At 66.9% G+C, this 19310-nt stretch carries 19 protein-coding genes; 10 read left to right on the top strand and 9 right to left on the bottom strand.

Annotated elements, in window-relative coordinates; translation table 11 throughout:
- Positions 1–232 precede the first annotated feature (232 nt).
- Positions 233–706 carry a GreA/GreB family elongation factor gene (locus OG405_RS12565; RefSeq protein ID WP_327151808.1) on the top strand — a complete coding sequence of 158 codons (474 nt, stop codon included), beginning with the start codon at positions 233–235 and terminating at the stop codon, positions 704–706.
- Complete coding sequence (locus tag OG405_RS12570; protein ID WP_327151809.1) at positions 706–1212, top strand: hypothetical protein; 507 nt, start codon at positions 706–708, stop codon at positions 1210–1212. The genes OG405_RS12565 and OG405_RS12570 overlap by 1 nt, the downstream gene beginning before the upstream one ends.
- Here the strand turns inward: OG405_RS12570 and OG405_RS12575 are convergent.
- Positions 1198–1743 (bottom strand): hypothetical protein, encoded by a 546-nt coding sequence (locus OG405_RS12575; RefSeq protein ID WP_327151810.1) that lies wholly within the window; start codon positions 1741–1743, stop codon positions 1198–1200. The genes OG405_RS12570 and OG405_RS12575 overlap by 15 nt on opposite strands.
- Entirely contained in the window at positions 1740–2309 is a 570-nt protein-coding gene (locus OG405_RS12580; RefSeq protein ID WP_327151811.1) for a TetR/AcrR family transcriptional regulator, read from the bottom strand. Before OG405_RS12580 ends, OG405_RS12575 begins: the two co-directional genes overlap by 4 nt.
- 238 nt (positions 2310–2547) lie before the next feature.
- Here OG405_RS12580 and OG405_RS12585 point away from each other — a divergent pair, with 238 nt between their 5' ends.
- Together OG405_RS12585 and OG405_RS12590 are read left to right on the top strand one after the other, a co-directional pair.
- Positions 2548–3507 carry an alpha/beta hydrolase gene (locus OG405_RS12585; protein ID WP_442790752.1) on the top strand — a complete coding sequence of 320 codons (960 nt, stop codon included), beginning with the start codon at positions 2548–2550 and terminating at the stop codon, positions 3505–3507.
- A gap of 535 nt (positions 3508–4042) precedes the next feature.
- On the top strand, positions 4043–6052 hold the full coding sequence (locus OG405_RS12590) for a polyprenyl synthetase family protein (protein ID WP_327151813.1): 2010 nt from the start codon (positions 4043–4045) through the stop codon (positions 6050–6052).
- Positions 6053–6108: 56 nt separating this feature from the next.
- On the opposite strand, the gene OG405_RS12595 is transcribed toward OG405_RS12590, so the two are convergent.
- On the bottom strand, positions 6109–6957 hold the full coding sequence (locus OG405_RS12595; protein WP_327151814.1) for an ABC transporter permease: 849 nt from the start codon (positions 6955–6957) through the stop codon (positions 6109–6111).
- Positions 6954–7598 (bottom strand): ABC transporter ATP-binding protein, encoded by a 645-nt coding sequence (locus OG405_RS12600; RefSeq protein WP_327151815.1) that lies wholly within the window; start codon positions 7596–7598, stop codon positions 6954–6956. Before OG405_RS12600 ends, OG405_RS12595 begins: the two co-directional genes overlap by 4 nt.
- 216 nt (positions 7599–7814) lie before the next feature.
- Here OG405_RS12600 and OG405_RS12605 point away from each other — a divergent pair, with 216 nt between their 5' ends.
- From OG405_RS12605 to OG405_RS12630, 6 genes are all read left to right on the top strand, one after another.
- Positions 7815–9215: an alpha/beta hydrolase-fold protein gene (locus tag OG405_RS12605; RefSeq protein WP_327151816.1), complete on the top strand. Its 1401-nt coding sequence runs from the start codon at positions 7815–7817 to the stop codon at positions 9213–9215.
- Between the two features lie 239 nt (positions 9216–9454).
- Positions 9455–10612: a cupin domain-containing protein gene (locus tag OG405_RS12610; RefSeq protein ID WP_327151817.1), complete on the top strand. Its 1158-nt coding sequence runs from the start codon at positions 9455–9457 to the stop codon at positions 10610–10612.
- The gene (locus tag OG405_RS12615) at positions 10609–11439 is read left to right on the top strand and encodes a fumarylacetoacetate hydrolase family protein (RefSeq protein ID WP_327151818.1); all 831 of its coding nucleotides are present in this window, start codon (positions 10609–10611) and stop codon (positions 11437–11439) included. Before OG405_RS12610 ends, OG405_RS12615 begins: the two co-directional genes overlap by 4 nt.
- A complete protein-coding gene (locus OG405_RS12620; RefSeq protein WP_327151819.1) occupies positions 11436–12062 on the top strand; it encodes a maleylpyruvate isomerase family mycothiol-dependent enzyme in 627 nt (208 codons plus the stop codon). The genes OG405_RS12615 and OG405_RS12620 overlap by 4 nt, the downstream gene beginning before the upstream one ends.
- Before the next feature lie 12 nt (positions 12063–12074).
- Positions 12075–13322: an FAD-dependent oxidoreductase gene (locus OG405_RS12625; protein WP_327151820.1), complete on the top strand. Its 1248-nt coding sequence runs from the start codon at positions 12075–12077 to the stop codon at positions 13320–13322.
- A gap of 239 nt (positions 13323–13561) precedes the next feature.
- Positions 13562–13924, top strand: a complete 363-nt coding sequence (locus tag OG405_RS12630; RefSeq protein ID WP_327151821.1) for a cupin domain-containing protein — start codon at positions 13562–13564, stop codon at positions 13922–13924.
- 57 nt (positions 13925–13981) lie between these two features.
- Here OG405_RS12630 and OG405_RS12635 read toward each other — a convergent pair whose 3' ends face one another.
- The 5 genes from OG405_RS12635 to OG405_RS12655 form a co-directional block, all read right to left on the bottom strand.
- Complete coding sequence (locus tag OG405_RS12635; RefSeq protein ID WP_327151822.1) at positions 13982–15535, bottom strand: AMP-binding protein; 1554 nt, start codon at positions 15533–15535, stop codon at positions 13982–13984.
- 206 nt (positions 15536–15741) lie between these two features.
- A complete protein-coding gene (locus OG405_RS12640) occupies positions 15742–16551 on the bottom strand; it encodes an ABC transporter ATP-binding protein (RefSeq protein ID WP_327151823.1) in 810 nt (269 codons plus the stop codon).
- Complete coding sequence (locus OG405_RS12645; protein WP_327151824.1) at positions 16544–17383, bottom strand: ABC transporter permease; 840 nt, start codon at positions 17381–17383, stop codon at positions 16544–16546. The genes OG405_RS12640 and OG405_RS12645 overlap by 8 nt, the downstream gene beginning before the upstream one ends.
- On the bottom strand, positions 17361–18383 hold the full coding sequence (locus tag OG405_RS12650) for an ABC transporter substrate-binding protein (RefSeq protein WP_327151825.1): 1023 nt from the start codon (positions 18381–18383) through the stop codon (positions 17361–17363). Before OG405_RS12650 ends, OG405_RS12645 begins: the two co-directional genes overlap by 23 nt.
- Entirely contained in the window at positions 18380–19090 is a 711-nt protein-coding gene (locus OG405_RS12655) for a TenA family protein (RefSeq protein ID WP_327151826.1), read from the bottom strand. Before OG405_RS12655 ends, OG405_RS12650 begins: the two co-directional genes overlap by 4 nt.
- Positions 19091–19310: the final 220 nt, after the last annotated feature.

Below are 19310 nucleotides of genomic sequence, written 5' to 3' on the forward strand. Positions count from 1 at the left end.
TTCGATAGCGGAGGTGAGCACGACGCACGTAGCGAGTCGGCTCGACCACGAACGAGCAGCACGGTATCGGGTGGGGAACCCGATACCCGGCTGAGCCCTCGACTATTTCCCCATCCGTGGAGCCGGTGGTTCGTATGTACCCGGCTCCACGGAGTTCTGTCGCGGAACGGCCTTTCCTTTCTCCGCCACCCCGACGGCAGAACCGCCTTTCGATCGAACCCGTAGGACCGATATGACCACCAGCCCACCCATCTGGCTGACCCCACAAGCCCACGATCAGCTCGCGATCGAGCTGGCCGGACTCCTCGCCGTCGACACGACCGGCGACACCGACAGCTACCCCGGCGACCCGATCACCGCCCGGCACCAGCGCCTGGCTCGTATCGCACATATCCGTGACCTGTTGAGCAACGCCGTATTCGGACAGGACCCGCCGGACGACGGGATCGCCGAGCCCGGCATGGTACTCACTGTCCGTTACGACGGCACCGGCGATGCCGAGACCTTCCTTCTCGGGAGCCGCGACGCCGAACACGGCGATCTCGAGGTCTACTCGCCGGACTCACCCCTGGGCGGCGCGCTCACCGGGGCACACCGCGGCGAACAGCGTATGTACCGCATACCCAACGGCACCGAAATCCGGGTAACTCTGCTCGAGGCCGTCCCTTACGGCCGTGCCGTCGCCGGCGTTCACCCCGACGCCTGATGACCACGGGCGAACGGTCGAGCCCGCGGAAGCACGCGTCCACGAGTGAGATCACCCTGGTGCACATCGACTCGCCGACGATCGTCCGGGACGACCGGACGATCGCACTACCGATCCACTCATGGCTCTCGGGAGGCTTCTGGGATCTGTTCGGCCTCCCCGATCGCGGCCGGGCACTCGCCGCACTCTCGTTCGGCACCCAGGGCGCTCCGCGCACGTATCTCGCTCGGGACTGCGGTCGGCCCGCCACGTGGAAAGAGGAGCCGCTGGCGGTGAATATTCCCACCACGATGGGTCCCGGCCCGGGAGTGCTGGAGATCTCCGGCCCGATGACATGGAGGCGGCGCCGCATGGTCGAACGCACCACTCTGGTGATCGCCCTCGCCGCCCCCATCGAACACCGGCCGCATCCGGTCCTTCCGGAACAGCTGTGGGAGGAGGACCGCTGGCACACGACCGTACTGGTGCCCGGCGTCCGGCCCGGCGCATATTCACCGCTGTGGTAGAACGAGCGGATCCGGCTGCGGCAGAAGATGGGCAAGCAGCAGTTTGATCAAGAGCACAGGCCCGAACCACAGCAGGAACCCGGGCACCTCGAGTAGCACCGACGTGACCGCGACACCGAAAACGGCACCGGCGAAGGCCACGGGCGTGCGTATCCGGCGTGGCGACAGGACGACAGCCACAGCTGCCAGGAACACGATGGCGTAGATCGCCGACGCCGTCCACCAGCCGAATCCGGGCACCATCAGCGCGAGGACGAACGGCTGGATATGGGCGGCCACGAAGCCGAGGTGATGACGGGAGCTCCGCCCGGACCGGTGATACCACTGTTTCGCCGATGCGGTCGCATTCACCACCGCGCCGCCGAACAGATCGAAACCCACCAGAGCGACCACGACCGTCACCACCGGCGACAGACTCGCGTCCCAGGCCAGAAGGCCGGCCGTCAGCGCACCCAGCACCGCGGCCGTATAGCCGAGCGCGATCTCTTCCCCGGTCGCGTCCGGAGCGATCAATCGGTCGGTGATCGTCATCGCCGAATACCCTCCACGCAGACCTGCACAATGGGCTCGGCCAGGTCGGCGAGCCGCACACGGTCGTCGGCCAGCCATTGCACCAGACAGCCCTCGATCGCTCCGACGATCACCGCCGCATGTCCCTCGCCGATACCGGCCCGCAGCGTCCCTTCGTTCTCGGCTTCGCGTAACAGATCCCCGATCGCCGCGCGGTTCTTCTCGTATACCGTTCCCATATCTATCGGCGTACGTGCCGACCACACGTCGATCAGTACACGCGCGTGATCCGGGTGCGCCGCCAGCACAGCGACAGTCGCCCGGATCAGTGCGGCGAGCCGATCCAGCGCCGGCCCGGTCCCCCGCGTCTCGAGCTCTCGCTCCGCCCGGACACGATATTGATCGAACGCTGCTGTCAGCAGTTCTTCTCTGCTCTGAACTGCGAGGTAGACACTGCCTTTTGCCACTCCGGCCTCGGTGGCGACATCTTCGATCCGGGAAGCGGCGAAACCTTTCCTGGCGAATACCCGCACCGCCGCCTCGATGATCTCGGTGCGCCGGTTGTCTCGATCTATTCTCTTCGGCATGGACTTATTATGACTGACCAGTCAGTCATGTGCAATGGCACCGCCGCTACCTCCGCTGCGGCGCGCCGCCGGCAGACGTGGCCGCGGCCGACGTCATCGACCGGTCCTCCCGGGAGCGAAAAACTCAGCCGATACCCGTGCGGCGTCCAGTCGAATCCGGGTCGCCTCGGTAGCGTGCTCACCGACCACATACGAGACCATCAAGGAGAAAAGAGTGCGCGCAGCGGGTCGGCGGGGTATGCGGAGGCGGCTGCGTAGAGTCGCCGCGGTTGTTGCGTCGATGCTGCTGACGACCGGGGCGGGCGGGGCGGTGGTCAGTGCGGCGCCGATCGGCGCTCCTATCCTGCGAGCCCCCGCCGGTGGGTACGAAGAGCTCGTTGTGCCGTCCCACATGGGTCCGATCAAGATCCAGGTGCAGTGGGCGGCGCGCGGCGGCAGTTCGGCGCTCTATGTACTCGACGGCCTCCGTGCCCCGCACGATCACAGTCAGTGGACCAGCGATACCGACGTACTGCAGCGGTTCGCCGACGACAACGTCACACTGGTGTTCCCGGTCGGTGGGAACTCCAGTTTCTACACCGACTGGTACCGGCCCAGCAGCACCAACGACCAGGCCTCCGCGTACAGATGGGAAACCTTCCTCACCGAGGAGCTGCCGGACTTCCTGGCGGGATACGGGGTCTCCCGAACCGACAAAGCCATCGTCGGTGCGTCCATGGGAGGCGGGGCAGCTCTGACGCTGGCCGCGCACCACCGCGACCAGTTCAGGTTCGCCGGATCGTTCTCCGGATTCCTGAACCCGACTTTCCCGCTCTGGAACGAGGCGGTCCGCGCCGCCCTGTGGGACGAGGGCCGATTCAACGTGGACGATATGTGGGGCCCGGTCGGTGACCCCGCCTGGAGCCGCAACGACCCTACGGTGCAGGCCGAACTACTGCGCGGACTACCGATGTATGTCTCGGCCGGCAACGGCACACCCGGGGCGCCCGACCTGCCGTACGGGGCCGGCAACACAGTGAACGCCATGGGCCTGGAGGCGACGGCCGCGGTAGCCGCTCGAATGTTCGGCGATCGCGTCGCAGCACTGGGTATCCCGGCCCGTGTCGATATCGTCAACGGCACCCACACCTGGCCCTACTGGGGTCAGGCCCTGGCCACCGCCCGCCCGATGATCCTGGACGCGCTCGGCGCCCACTGAGGGAATGTGCCGATGGGCGCCGCCACCACCGCGCCGGAGAAGCCTCGGGGAGTATCGAATATCGAAGTGACCGTGGCGTGAAGGCCATCGCATTGCCGCGGTGATGTCGTTATGGCTGCCTCGCGACGGTGCGAGCGTTTCCGTTTGTTCGTGCCGCTGGTCGCTTCCGGCCCCGCGATGGTCGTCCTCTATGGACCGACCGTGCGGGTCCGGCTGACCGATGCCGTATCGGCGCATGTGGCGGTCACCGACGCAACGACTGCCGGCTCGAAACCTCTTTCTCGGTGCCGGGGCCGCGGCAGCGCGGGCGGGTTCCGGAGCCCACCGAAAACGGCGCCCTGCGGCAGAAGCTGGGAGATGACGGGGCCCGTGGCCGACCGCCGACCACCCGGGCGCGGCCTACCGGCGGTAGCCCCGCGGAAAGCGTCGGACATCGAACTTTGCCGATACCAACATCTTCCGAGCGAAGTTGGTGTCGAATTCCACTGATCAATGGTGTTGCCGATGACCAATGTAACCAGTCAGGAGTGCCCTCATGCCACGTGGAATCGATTCGGCTGTCTTCCCACATCTACAGACGGATCTGGACCGTGTCCGAGACGTTCTAGGACCCGTTCGGCTGGAGGGCAGGCCCGAGCTCACCGCCCTCACCGACGAAGGACCGGGCACCTCTCGCCGTTTGGTTCGTCCTACGCTGACCCTGTTGTCGTACTACCTGCTCACCGATCCCGCGACCCCGGCCGACGACCGGGTGGTGCGCGCCGCCGCCGCTGTCGAATTGCTGCATCTGGGCTCGCTCTACCACGACGACGTCGTCGATCACGCGTACGAGCGCCGCGGCCGCCCCAGCGCCAACGTGGTGTGGGGTTCGCATATGGCGGTACTGGGCGGGGACTCCATGATGCTCACGAGCGTGCGCATGCTGGCCGAACTCGGCCGGCGGGAAGTTCTCGCGGGGGCGATCGCGGGTGAGCAGATGTGCGCGGGCATGGTGATCGAGGCCGCCGACCTGTACGTCACGTCCCGCAGCGAACAGTCCTACCTGGACGCGATCGATGGTAAGACGGCGGCGGTATTGTCGCTGGCCTGCCGGGTGGGCGCGATGCAGGCGGGCCGTGACGAGGACACCGAAGAGGCGCTGGCCCTTTTCGGCAGGCATTTCGGAATGGCCTACCAACTGCACGACGACATCCTCGATCTGACCTCGACCGCCGAGGAGATGGGCAAACCCGTCAACGCGGATCTGCCCGAGGGGATCTACACACTTCCGGTGATCCGCGCAGCCGCCCGCGACGGGAACCTCGTGCGACTGCTCCGCCGGGCTATGACGCGGGCGCAAGCCGCGCATGCCCATGAGCTCGTCATCGCCTCCGGCGCCGTGGACGAAGCCCGAACGACAGCAGACGAATTCATGGACCGGGCTGCCGGTCGGCTTGCCGCTGTGCCCGTCGACCCACGTGTCCGCCACGCCATGATGGCCTATGCCCGGACCATTCTCGACCGGCGAACACCGGGTCCGGCGGCGGCCTCGCGGTCACCGCAGCCACCCCGAGCTCGTGGCGCCGGGCTCCCGCCACATATCGCGCAATGGTTGCGGAACTGGCTGTTGGACACCGGACTCGCCCTCACCCCCGCCGAGGCCGACTACCACCGGTGGACCGGAGCGATCCAGCTCCCGGCGCACACCTTGACCCCGGCCGCGAACCCGGCACGCGAACAGACGACCTACGGTATGGCCGTACTGACCCTCATCCTGGACGACCTTTTCGAGGATCCGCAGCTGACGGACCCGGCGGCCGTCACGGCGCTGAGACGCGGCATGGTGGCGATGGTGCGCCGGGACCCGCAGGACCCCGCACTGCCCGGCGCGATCCCCACGGCCTGGGCGAGTCTGTGGCCGCGGCTACGTGAGGGCCGGACCCCCCGCTGGCAGGAGCGGTTCCTCGACGGCCTCGAGAACTGGTTCGAAGCGGCCGAACGCGAAGCGCGTCATCGCATCGACGGCTACATCCCGGGCACGGCCGACTACCTGCCGCTGCGGATCGCGACCAGTGGAATCGAGATCGCCCTCGCCTGCATCGAGGTGTACGAGGACGGGGAACTGCCGTCGAAACTGCGCAACCACCCGGTGATCCGCCGCTTCGAAGAACTCGCCTTCTGGGTGACTTTCGTGGAGAACGACCTGGTGGGGTTGGATCAGGACGAGGCAGATCAGGTCCCCTACAACTTGGTGCGGGCGGTACGGCACGAAACCGGGGTCACCCGCAGCGAAGCCGTCGAGCAGGTGCAGCGTCAGGTGGCGGAGCACCGCGCCCAGCTCGAGGCGGTGATCCGCTACATCCCCGGGCTCATCCGCGTGCTTCCCGGTCTGCCGGGCAGGCGGAAGGACTACGCGCAGATGTACGCGAACATCACGAATGTGGCGCTCTGGGGACGTGAGAGCGATCGGTACGAACCGACCTCCGCGTCCACCGCGCCGGACCTGGAACGTTTGCGCCGCGAGGTCTACCACCGGGCAGCGGAACCAGCTCCTACCGCACTGTAGCGCCCACGGCCGGCAGTCCCGCCCGATCCACCCTGATGATCGGGCGGGACGCGACCTCAGGGCTTCGCCGGCTGCCCGGACTTCGCCGCTCCCGGGAGACGAGACCCGAGGGCGCGGGGTCCGGCGAATCCGATCCGGGGCAGGGACAGAAGAGACGAGCGGGTGCGCAGATGGAAGGCGACCAATCCGACGAGAGCGCTCGCGCCCAACCAGGCCAGTTGCACGGCGAAGCCCGCCAGCGGCGTGCCATCGGAGAAACCGGCCGCGGTCGAAGCCTGCATCGCCCCGTAGGAGGGCAGCCAGCGCACGAGATCGCTGTCCGCGCCGGCGCTGGCGATAGGGTTCTGCACGGCCATATCGACGCAGCTGATCATCGCGATGGCGAACATGCCCTCCACCTCGCGGCGCAGTAGCGCGCCGAGGGCGACACCCAGCGCGCCATAGGTCATCGCCGCGCCGAACAACGCCGCGGCGAGCAGCACCGGCTGCCGAGGCGACCAATAGCAACAGATGATCGCGGTGGCGTAGGCACAGACCACCACCGAGGCCACCACCAAACAGGCGATCTTCGCCGAACCCAACGCGACCCGGGGATACCCCGCCATCGACAGTCGCCGGTCGAATGCGCCACTGGTGAAGGTCGCCGCGAACATCATGAACCCGATGATCAGTGAGACCACCATCAAGGCGGCACTGAGCTGCGCGAGCTCATTCCCGTTGGCGCGCAGCACGAGACCGCTGTCCCGAAGCCGGAACGGCACCTCGATATCGGTGACGGCCACCCGGGCCAGAGTGATCAGTACGGGGACGAAGACGGCCACCAACAGCATGGCGAACCGGTTACGTGCGTGCTCGACGAGGCCGAAGCGGGTGGCGATCAGGAACAGTCGAACACCGTTGCTCATCCAGCCCTCTCCTGTCTGTTTCGTAGGACCCCCTCGTGCAGCCGCCACACCTGATCCAGTCGGTCGGTGTCGTGGGCGAGATGCGAGACGATCAGCACCGATCGGCCGGTGTCGCGGAACTCGGTGACCAGATCCCAGAAACGGAGATACGTCTCCCAGTCGAAACCCTGATAGGGCTCGTCGAGCAGCAGAACCTGGGGGTCGTGCATCACCGCCAATGTCAGGTTGAGCTTCTGCCGGGTGCCGCCGCTCAAGGTCGCGACCGGCTCACCGGCGTACTCGGTGAACCGGAGGATCTCCATGGTCTCCTCGGCCCGGCGCAGATCCGGGACGGAATAGGCCGCGGCGAAGAAGTCCAGGTGCTGACGGACCGTGAAGGCGTCGTTCAGAACCACCTGCTGCGGGCAGTAACCGAACCGCCCACGGTGCCGGATGGTCCCCCGGTCCGGGCGCAGCGCTCCGGACAGGATCTTCAACAGCGTCGACTTCCCCACCCCGTTCTCACCGACGATGCCCACCAGCGTCCCCGCGGGCAATGTGATGTCCACGCCACGCAGGACCGACCGCCTGCCGTACGAGTGGTGGACGTTCTCCACTTCCATCATCGCCCCTTGTCTGCCGCCGATGCAGTGGACCGACATCGGTTCGCATGCTACCAACTAGCGACGAAACCCTCTGCCGCGACGTCTTATTCGCGCACACCTACGCTTCCCCGAGGCACCGCAGCCCCCTCCTGTCGGCAATGTATGGCGACAGTCGTGGTGGTCGCGATTACCGGTGACGAGGTCGCGGAGTACTGGACAACGAATTCCCGACGTTGGACACTAGAGCAATCTGCTATCGATGGGGTGAGCGGGATGGTCAGGACACACACCGTTGTTGCCGGGGAAACCCTGCCGGACTTGGCGTTACGCTTCTACGGTGACGCAGGACCGGGTCGACTGATCGCCACTGCCAGCGGAATCACCGACCCCGACGACATCGCTGTCGGGCAACATCTGATCATTCCCGACTTCACGAGATACACCGCCGTCGTCGGGGACACGCTGCCGGACTTGGCATCACGCTTCCACGGTGACACCTCGTTCGCCCCGCTGATCGCCACTGCCAGCGGAATCACCCACCCCGACGACATCGATGCGGGGCAAGAGCTGATCATTCCCGATCTCACGAGATACAAGACCCTCGCGGGGGACACGCTGCCGGACTTGGCGTCACGCTTCTATGGTGACTCCTCGTTTTCCCCGCTGATCGCCACCGTCAATGGCGTCACCGGCGTCACCGGCGTCACCGGCGTCACCGATTCCGACGATATCGGCGCCGGAATCGTGCTGGCCGTATTCGCGGGGCGCAGTGACGGATTCGGACTGTCGATCGTGGACCGCAACGAGGACGACCCCCGCATGTGGTACTACCGGTTCCAGACCGGTGCGATCGGCTGGAATCCCGGGGTCAACGTCCTACTTCCCGACGACTACCGCACCAGCGGGAGCACCTATCCCGTCCTCTACCTGCTCCATGGCGGCGACGAGGACTTCCGCTCGTTCGACTTTCGGGGTATCCGGGACCTGACCGCAGGAAAGCCGATCATCGTCGTGATGCCCGACGGCGGGCGCGCGGGCTGGTACTCCAATCCGGTCAGCTCGTTCGTCGGCCCCCGGAACTGGGAGACATTCCACATCGCCCAGCTGCTCCCCTGGATCGACGCGAACTTCCGAACCTACGCCGAGTACGACGGCCGCGCGGTCGCCGGGTTTTCGATGGGTGGCTTCGGTGCACTGAAGTACACGGCCAAGTACCACAGCCACTTCGCCTCGGTCAGCAGCCACTCCGGTCCGGCGAGTCTGCGTCGCGACTTCGGCCTGGTCGTCCATTGGGCGAACCTGTCCTCGGCGGCCGTGGAATTGGGCGGCGGCACGGTCTACGGCGCGCCGTTCTGGAACCAGACCAGGGTCAGCGCCGACAACCCGATCGAGCGTATCGGCAGCTACCGGAACAAGCGGATCTTCCTGGTCGCCGGCACCAGTCCGGATCCGGTCAACTGGTTCGACAGCGTCAACGAGAACCAAGTACTCGGCGGCCAGCGAGAGTTCCGCGCACGCCTCAGCGACGCCGGCATCCCGCATGAATGGCATGAGGCACCAGGCGGGCACGTCTTCCGGCCCGATATGTTCGCCCTCGACCTCGACGGCATCATCGCTCGGCTGCGACCGGCGGCTCTCGTGTCATCCTCGAGCGCGATGCCGGGGGCTGCATGAACAATGTCCCCGGTGCGGGCCGTCAGGTTCGCCGACTCCCCCACCGGGTCGACCAGCCGTTGCAGATGCGGCAGCGTCGAACCACCCTCCAACTGCACCGTCACCGCAGCCCGTAGCGCATTATCCGCGCCGGTCCCGGCGTACGCCGGGACATCTTCGGTTCCGTGTTGCCCATACGACTCGTTCTGCTCTCCAGAATTACATGTTCTGCTGGCTCGGCAGGCGCCACTGTAGGCTATATGAGCACCACTGACACCCCCGTCCGCCTGCAGGCGGTTACGGCGCCGAACCAGCCGGAGGTCACTCCCGCCCTCGAAGAGCTGTACCGCGGCTTCGAACAGGAGTTGCTGGTTCCGCTGTGGACCGAGATCGGTGATCTGATGCCGGCGCATCCGCGCTCGCGGGCGGTGCCGCATCTGTGGCGGTGGAAGAATCTGCTGCGACTGGCCGCTCAGGCTGGGGATATCGTGCCGGTCGGTCGCGGGGGTGAGCGGCGGGCGATCGCGCTGGCGAATCCCGCGCTCGCGGGGCGGCCGTTCGCGACGCCGACGTTGTGGGCCGCAATCCAGTATCTGATGCCCGGCGAAGATGCCCCGGAGCATCGCCACACCCAGCACGCCTTCCGTTTCGTGGTCGAGGGCTCAGGTGTGTGGACCGTGGTCGGCGGCACCGGCGATGTGCCGAACGGCGACGCCGTCCCGATGCGCCGCGGCGACTTCCTGCCGCAGGCCGGCTGGAACTGGCACGCGCACCACAACGCGACCTCGGAGCCGATGGCCTGGATCGACGGGCTGGACATCCCATTCCAGTACGTCGTGGAATCGCAGTTCTTCCAGTTCGGACGGGAGGAGATCAGTACGGCCGAGCGGACCACGCCGGATCGGTCGCGGTCCGAGCGGCTGTGGGGTCATCCGGGTCTGCGGCCGCTGTCGGTGGGCGAGGTCGCGCCGGGGTCGCCGCTGCTGGCCTACAAGTGGGAGCACACCGACGCCGCGCTCAATGATCAGTTGCTGCTGGAGCAGGAGGGGTACGGCGGCACCGTCGAACCCGGGCACGCGGCGGTGCGGTTCTCGAACCCGCACAACGGCACCGATGTACTGCCGACCATCCGCGCGGAGTTCCACCGGATCGCCCGCGGCACCGAGACCACTCCGGCCCGCGAGACCGGGTCGTCGGTCTACCAGGTGTTCGACGGTTCCGGCACGGTGACCGTGGGCGGTGAGTCCTGGTCGGTCACCCGGGGCGATCTGTTCGTCGTTCCGTCGTGGGAACCCTTTTCCGCCAGATCGGAAGCCGGTGCGACCGACTCCGATTCCGGCGCGCTCGACCTCTTCCGCTTCTCGGACGCGCCCGTGTTCGAGGCATTGCAGCTCAACCGTCAGGAGACCATCCGATGAAACTCGCCACTCTCCGCGTCGACGGCGGCACTCGCGCGGTCCGTCTCGACGGTGACACCCTGGTCGACCTCGGCTGCGACGACCTCGGTGCGCTGTTCGCCCAGGACGAGTGGGCCACCGTCGCCGCGAACGCGTCCGGCGTGACCTGGCCGGCCGCGGGCGCCGACTTCGCTCCTGTCGTGCCGAACCCGTCGAAGGTGATCTGTGTCGGCCACAACTACACCGACCACATCAAGGAGATGGGACGCGAACTCCCCAGCTACCCGACGCTTTTCCCGAAGTTCGCCGACAGCCTCATCGGCGCGAACGATCCGATCGTGAAACCCGCTGAGACCGATGCCCTGGACTGGGAGGTCGAGCTGGTGGTCGTGGTCGGCAAGCCGGTGCGCCGGGCCGACGAGGCGGAGGCCGCCGACGCTATCGCGGGCTTCACGGTGATGAACGATGTGTCGGTGCGGGACTGGCAGTTCCGGACCATCGAGTGGACGCAGGGCAAGATCTGGGATTCCTCCACGCCGGTCGGTCCCTATGTCGTGACCCCCGACGAGGTCGGCGGGGTCCGGCCGGCGCTCGAGGTGGAGACACTGGTCGACGGTGCGGTCATGCAGCACGACGACACCGGGACACTGCTGTTCGATCCGGTACGTCTGGTGCAGTACGTTTCGACGGTTATCCGGCTGAATCCGGGCGATATGATCGCCACCGGGACACCGGCGGGGGTCGGCCATGCCCGGGACCCGAAGGTGTACCTGGTCGGCGGTGAGACGGTGGTGACGCGGATCGCCGGGCTCGGGGCGTGCACGAACAAGGTCGTGCAGGCGTCGTGACCGCGCGTACGCACGGGGACGTGCTGAAGTGGGTCGAGCACGGAACGGGGCTGTTCGTCACGCAGGTGGCGGTGCTCGGCGAGCAGGAGATGTCACAGGCGAGCATCTTGCCGGGTTGGACGCGAAAACACCTGGTGGCGCATGTGGCCGCCAACGCGGACGCGCTCGGCAACCTCGTGTACTGGGCCCGGACGGGTGAGCGGACGCCGATGTATTCCTCGGCGGACCAGCGCGTTGCCGATATCGAATCCGGCGCGAAGCTCCGGCATACCGAACTGGTGGCGTGGCTCAACATGTCGGTGCACAAGCTGGGCGTCGCTCTGGACGCCCTGACCGGCGAGCAGTGGCGCACCGAAGTCGTCACCGCTCAGGGCCGGACCGTCCCGGCCACGGAGATCCCGTGGCTGCGGGCGCGCGAGGTGTGTGTCCATGCGGTCGACCTCGGCACGGGTACTACCTTCGCGGACCTTCCGGACGATTTCCTCGCCAGGCTGATCGCCGATATCCGGGACAAACGCGGTCTCGACGGGAGCCTCGACGGTCCGCTGCCCGAGGTCGCCGCCTATCTCGCCGGTCGTCCCCATTCTCTCGCCGAAGTCCCCGACCTCGGCCCCTGGCTGTAGAGGAGTTGCCACGTGAGCACCCCTGACGTCGTTATCGTGGGCGGCGGAATCGGCGGACTGAGTACCGCTTTCGCACTGTCCCGCCTCGGGCTGCGGGTGCGGGTCCTGGAGCAGGCGAAGCAGTTCGGTGAGGTGGGCGCGGGTATCCAGCTCGCCCCGAACTGCACCCGCATCCTGAACGACTACGGTCTCCTCGACGAGGCGAAGGCCCGCGGTGTCGTGCCCGATCGAATGGTGATGCGGGACGCGGTCGACGGGAGTGAACTGACCTCGCTCGACCTGCGCGATCTCGAACTCGAGTACGGGTTCCCGTATCTGGTCATCCATCGCAGTGATCTGCACGCGCTGTTCCTGGATGCGTGCCGGGACGCCGAGGTCGAGCTGCTCACCGAGCAGCGAGTGGTGTCGTATGCGCAGGACACCGGGAAGGCCACCGCGACAACGCAGGCCGGCGCGGATCACGAGGCGAATATCGTGATCGCGGCGGATGGGCTGCATTCCGTCGCCCGCAAGCTCTTCGTCGACGACCAGCCGGTTTCGTCGGCATATGTGGCTTACCGCGGAACCGTACCGATCGCTGAGGTGGACCGGCCGGTCGACCTTTCCGAAGTGGTCGTATACGTCGGTCCGCGTTGTCATTTCGTTCACTACGGATTGCGCGGTGGCGATCTGCTCAACCAGGTCGCCGTGTTCGAATCGCCCAAGGCGCGCGCCGGTCTCGACGACTGGGGCACCCCGGACGAACTCGATACGGCTTTCTCCCAGACCTGCGATTTCGTCCAGCAGCGCCTGCCGCATATGTGGCGGGACAAATGGTGGCGGATGTACGACCGCGACCCGATCGACACCTGGGTCGACGGGCGGGTCGCCCTGCTCGGCGATGCCGCCCATCCACCGTTGCAGTACATGGCGCAGGGCGCGATCATGGCGATCGAGGACGGGTGGGTGCTCGCCGAACATGTGCGACGGCTGCGGACCGCGGACGGTGTCGTCGACTGGACGGGTGCGCTCGCAGCCTACGAGGCGGTCCGGCCGCAACACTGTCGCCGGGTGGTTCTCACGGCTCGGGTGTGGGGTGAACTGTGGCATCTGGACGGCATCCGGCGCGCACAACGTAATGCGCTGCTGCGGAAGCGCTCAGTCGGCGACTATTCGTTCACCGACTGGGTTTACGGACCGACGGCGCTGTTCCCCGAGGACGAACCCGCGATGTTCGAGTCGATCCCCCTCGCCTCGGCCGATCGGATGACGGACGGGTAGGCGGCCGCTCCGGCGTGCGGCACCTCGGCTACCTTGCCGCAACCACGCCCAGCGCAGTAATGTGGTGCTCGTCACAGTTGATTGCTTGGGGCATGCCGGTATCGAAAATGCCGCAGGTGGGTAGTGGATGCCGCGCAAGGACAGGAATTGCAATCGGCTGCTCACCCGCATTCGGTCGCAACGAGGCGCCCGAGGAGGGCCCATCTGGAACGGGGACAGTTGCACCGAGGAGAACGGTCATGTCCGGTTTGGTACGCAAGAATTTTGATTCGCCCGAGGAAACCCGCCCGTTCGAAGAGGGCAAGGGCAAACTCGATCTGGTCGAGCTCGACGCCGGCCCGGTGGGACGGGCGGTGTTCGAACCCGGTTGGCGGTGGTCGGAACATGTCAAGCCGATCGCCGGGACCGACAGCTGCCAGGCGCCCCATATGGGCTACTGCGTCTCCGGACACCTGGCAGTGGTCATGGACGACGGCGAGAAACAGGACTACGGCCCCGGTGATTTCATGATCGTTCCGCCCGGGCACGACGCCTGGACAGTCGGCGACGAGGCCTGCGTCATGATCGACTGGCAGGGAGTCGCCGACTACGCCAAGCGGTGAGAGCCGAGGTCGACGCCTACTCTGCCGCCTTCGAGCTCCACCCGGGCCCAGCTGAGATCAATTCACCTGGCGTCCGCGACCACCCCAGTACGGTGCGCGCAGTTTGAACTTCTGCAGCTTGCCGGTCGCGGTCCGGGCCAGCTCGTGACGGAATTCCACCGAGGTCGGCGCCTTGTAGCCGGCCAGCCGCTCTTTGCACCAGGCGATCAACTCCGATTCGGTCGCATTGTCCGCTTCGGCGTCCGGACTCAGCACGACCAGCGCTTTTATCGTCTCGCCCCATTTCTCACTCGGCACCGCGATCACGGCCACCTCGGCCACAGCGGGATGGGAGAACAGGCAGTCCTCGACTTCGATCGAGGAGACGTTCTCACCGCCGGTGATGATCACGTCCTTCTTGCGATCGGCGATGGTCAGGTAACCGCCGTCATCGATGATGCCGCCGTCGCCGGTGTGGAACCATCCCCCGGACAGTGCTTCCGCGCTCTCCGCGGGCCTGTCCCAGTAGCCCTCCATCACCACGTTGGACCGAGCCAGCACCTCCCCCGCACCCTCCTCGGTCTCTTCGACCCGCAGGCGGACGCCCAGGGCCGGGGCGCCGGCGCGGGTCAGTTTCGCTGCCCTGACCTCAGGGTCGAGATCGTCCCATTCCGCGCGCGAACGGTTGACAGTCAGCAGCGGCGAGGTCTCGGTCAGACCGTAGATCTGGATGAACTCCCAGCCGAGTTCCTGTTCGACTCGGGCGACGGTCTGCGTCGGCGGCGGCGCGCCGGCCATGATGATCCGCACCCGGCCGCGGCCGGGGATCTTCCCTTCCCATGTCTGGGCGGCCTCGAGGACCGCGGCCGCGACCGCGGGCGCCGCGCACATCACCGTGACTCCGTGATCGCGCACCCGGCGCAGGATCTCGGCGCCGTCGATTTTGCGCAAGACGATGTGCTGGGCGCCGACGCCGGTCATCGCGAAGGGCATACCCCAGCCGTTCGCGTGGAACATCGGGAGGGTGTGCAGGTAGACGTCGCGGTCGCTGATGGTGGCGTGTAGTCCGAAGGTGGCCGCGTTGACCCAGATATTGCGATGGGTGATCTGGACGCCTTTCGGGCGGGCGGTGGTGCCGGAGGTGTAGTTGATGGTGGCGGTGGCGGATTCGTCCGGCTCCCACGGCCGCGGCAGTGCGCCCGGGGCGGCGTAGAGGTCGTCGTCGGAACCCAGTACGAATGTGTGCTCGCATTCGATCTCGCCGAGCGATTCCGCGAGTTCCGGATCCACGTACAGGACACGGGCGCCGGAATCCTCGACGATGAACCGCACCTCGTCGGGGCGCAGCCGGAAATTGATCGGGACCAGTACCCGGCCCCACCCGCTCACCCCGAAGAACGAGGTCAGCAACCGGCTCGCATTGTGGCTGACGATAGCGACCCGTTCACCGGTGCCGATGCCGAGTTCGTCGAGCCGGGCCGCCTGCCTGCGGGCGAGATCGGCGACCTGGGAGTAGGTCAGCGAGCCCTGAGGCCGGGCCGGCTGGGTAGGTTCGTCGACGACACCGATCCGGTCGCCGTACACGGTTTCAGCGCGGTCGAGGAAATCGGGGACGGTGAGCGGGACGAACATGGCCCTCCTACGGATCTTGCGTGCGCCCAGGAGACAGATCTGCGGACCTTCCCGGTGGTCCGACGATTGTCTCCCTGAATCGGCCGCCGCGGGCCGGAATTCTTACGGCGGACCGGACACATTCCCGAATGCGCTGGTTCTGCTGCCGAGATCGCGGCTCGCACGGGCGGAGCGCCGAGGCGGGGCGACCGGCCCGGCGCGGGACCTCAGCGGTCCCGCTGAGCCAGGGCGTGGCGTGCTTCGTCGTGGAGCACGTCGAGAAGTTCCTGTTCCAAGGCGACGAACTCGGGTGTCGTGATCATCGACAGCTCCCGCGGCCGCGGGAGGTCGACGCGCACCTCGCGGCGCACGGTGGCCGGGCGCGCCGAGAGCACGATCACCCGGTCCGACAGGTATACCGCCTCACGGATGTCGTGGGTGATCATCAGCACCATCCACCGGTACCGCTGCCAGACATCCTGTAGCCACGCCTGCATCTCGGTGCGAGTCAGCGAGTCGAGTGCACCGAAAGGTTCGTCGAGCAACAGCAGTTCACGCTCCTGCACCACGGTCCGCAACATCGCCGCCCGCTGCCGCATACCGCCGGAGAGCTGGGACGGGCGGGCGTCCTCGAAACCGGACAGACCGAAAACGGGGAACAGTTCCCGGGCCCGGCGCCGGGCCTCCGGCTTCGGGACGCCGTGCACCTGCAGGCCCAAGATGGTGTTGTCGAGGACCGTACGCCACGGGAAGAGCAGATCCTTCTGCGGCATATAGGCGCAGTGCGCCGCGGTGGGCTCACCGTCGGTGCTGCCGAAATGGATACTGCCCGAATCGGGGGCCTCCAGGCCGGCCAGCATATTGAAGACGGTGCTCTTGCCGCAGCCGCTCGGGCCGATGACGGAGACGAACTCACCCGGCTGCGCGGTGAACGACACCCCGCCGAGGACCTGCCGGCCGGGGCGTCGCTTTCCCGGCTGCGGAAACGATTTGGTGAGGGCGTCGATGACGATCCGATTGCCGCGGGCGTCAGTCACGCCGGCTCCTGCTCTCCGCGCGCGACCACGGTGCGACGATGCGTTCGATCGCGAAGGTCAGCAGGTACAGCGCGATACTGATGAGCGCGGTCACGAATACGGCTGCCAGCACCAGGTCGGTGCGGAAGGAGTTCTTCTGCAGGCTCATATAGATGCCGAGGCCCGCACTGGCGCCGACGTACTCGGCGAATACCGCGCCGACGACCGCGTAGGTGATGCCGATCCGTAGGGCTGTGAAGAAACGCGGCACCGCGGACGGCAATCGCACATAGCGGAACACCTGGACACGTGTTGCGCCCATGCTGCGCAGCAGTGCGCCGGCCTCCCGGTCGGCCGCGGCGAACCCCTCGATCAGCCCGATCGCCATCGGGAAGAAGGTGACGAGTGCGACGACGAGGACTTTCGGGAGCAGGCCGAATCCGAACCAGATGATCATCAACGGCGCTATCGCGATGATCGGCAGTGTCTGGGAGGCGACGAACAGTGGCACGAACGCGCGGCGCAGCCAGGGCGAGAAGTCGACCACCACAGCCAGCAGCCAGGCCAGGCTCAGCGAAACCGCGAAACCGGCCACAGTCACCTGCAGGGTGGCGGCGGCCTGGGTCGCGATTTCGTCGCGGTGTGCCCACCCCTGCTGCACGACCCGCGCGGGAGACGGCAGGAGTTGGGGGCGGACCCCGCTGACCTCGACATAGATCTGCCACAGTGCGACAAGGACAGCCACGGTCACGACAGACGGTATCGCCCAACCGATTCCGAACGTCGGACCGGTACCGGCGGCGGCCGGCGCCGCCTCGCGTTCGGAAGTGCTAGGGGGCGGCGAGGTAGTCATCGGTGAAATAGCTCGACCAGTCGGGTTCCTCGGTCAGCGGGGTGCCGTCGGGACCGGTGAGCAGACCCTTCTCGTACAGAAAACCGGAGTTCGCGGCCCACTTCTCCCGGGTCTGGGCGCCGACCCGGCCGTCGGGGCCTTTCATGAACTGCTCGGCCAGCATGCGCTGACTCTCGAACACCAGGCCCTCGTCGTTGAACGCGCCGGGATTGGCGTCGATGAGGTCCCGCGCCGCGGCATCCGGATTGTCGGCGGCGAACTGATACCCGCGTTGCAACGCCTGCACGAATTTTCGGGCCCGGTCGGGGTCGGCGGCCAGCCAATCCTGGTTGGCGTCGATCACGATGGCGTACGCGTCCGGAAAGCCGAAGTCGGTGTATCGGAAGTACCGCATCGGCGTGCCGTGGTGTTCGGCCTCGATACCTTCCCAGCCGAGGTAGGAGACGGTGAAGTCGGCTTTACCCGAGTAGACGGCCTCGTAGGCCGAAGTGCCCAGGGTGACCGTCGTGAATTCACCCCGGCCACCGTCGTTGCGGATCACCTGCTGAAGTGCCTCCACCTCACCGGGGTCACCGAAACCGGCGTAGGTCTTGTCGTCCAGGTCCTTCGGGCGGGTGATATCGGTGCGGTCGGCTTTCACCCCGATTCCCGTCGCCCAGTGCTGCAACGGTGCGAGCACGGACAGGATGTGCGCACCCGAGGACCGGGCGAAGGTCGACGAATTATGGGTGCTGACGCCGAATTCGGCGTTCCCGGCGTCGATGACGGTATCGACGGCGGTGTTGTTGTACGGCAGGATCTGCACGTCCAGACCCGCCTCGGCGAAGTAGCCACGCTGCTGTGCGACGAACAGCCCCGAATGGTTGGTGTTCGGCGTCCAGTCCAGCGCGAAACGGATGGTCGCACCGGCACCGGGTCCGCTGGTGCAGGCCGTGAGCGCGGACAGCGCGGCGACAGCCGCGACCGCTACGGCGAGAGCGCGGCGCAGGCGGCCGCTCACGGGGCGGGCCAGGGCTGCGGGTGCAGGGCGGTGTCCCAGAACATCAGCTCGTACCGGGTGGCGACGGTGAAGGCGGTCGTCATCGCCTCACGATCCCGGTCGCTCGCGACCTCGGCCGCGGCCTCGACGAACGCTCGGGCCGTGGCCGCGGATTCCTGGAACTCCGCGGCGCCGTAGGTGGACACCCATTGTGCGTAGGGATGCCGGGGGTCGGCGGCGAGTACCTCGGCAGCGCTCGCGGCCAGGTCGCGCCCGACCTCGGCGTAGATCCAGAAACACGGCAGCGCGGCCGCCGCGCCCACCGCGTACGAATCGGTCGCGGCGGTCGCGATCAGATAGGAGACATATCCCAGGCAGGCCGCCGAAGGCTCGGGCTCGCCTACCCGTTCCGGCAGCCGACTGTCGCTGAGCAGGTCGTTGTGGAGTTCCGCCTCGACAGCCACCGCCGTAGCGGCGGAGCCCGCCCAGAACTGTGCGGCCGGAGCGTCGGGCGATTTCGCCGCGAGCAGGGCCAGCACCTTCGAGTAACCGGCGAGATACAGCGAATCCTGCTCCACATAGGTGCGGAATACATCGAGCGGCAGGGTGCCGTCGCCGAGCCGCCGCAGGAATTCGAGCTCATCGATGGCGCCGCGCAGATCTTCGGTCCGATCCCAGAGGTGCTCGGTGAATTTGCCGGATTCGGTGGTGTACGCGCGTGAAGCCAAGACATTCCTTCGTCAGCATTACCTGGACAGGTTCTCGGGTATGTTCTCAGCCCCGCGTTCGCGGAGCACCCCGTGTCAGAACGCATCCGACCATAGCAGTGTTACGGCCGGCCGTGGGAAGCAGGTACCGGCGCGACGCCTCCCGACGCCCTGCCTCGGTGCTTGACCTAAGTGCGCCAGCCATCGTGACTTTGCCGCGACCTTTTCGTAATCTGACGGT

It is taken from the genome of Nocardia sp. NBC_01329 (assembly GCF_035956715.1).
Taxonomy (GTDB): domain Bacteria; phylum Actinomycetota; class Actinomycetes; order Mycobacteriales; family Mycobacteriaceae; genus Nocardia.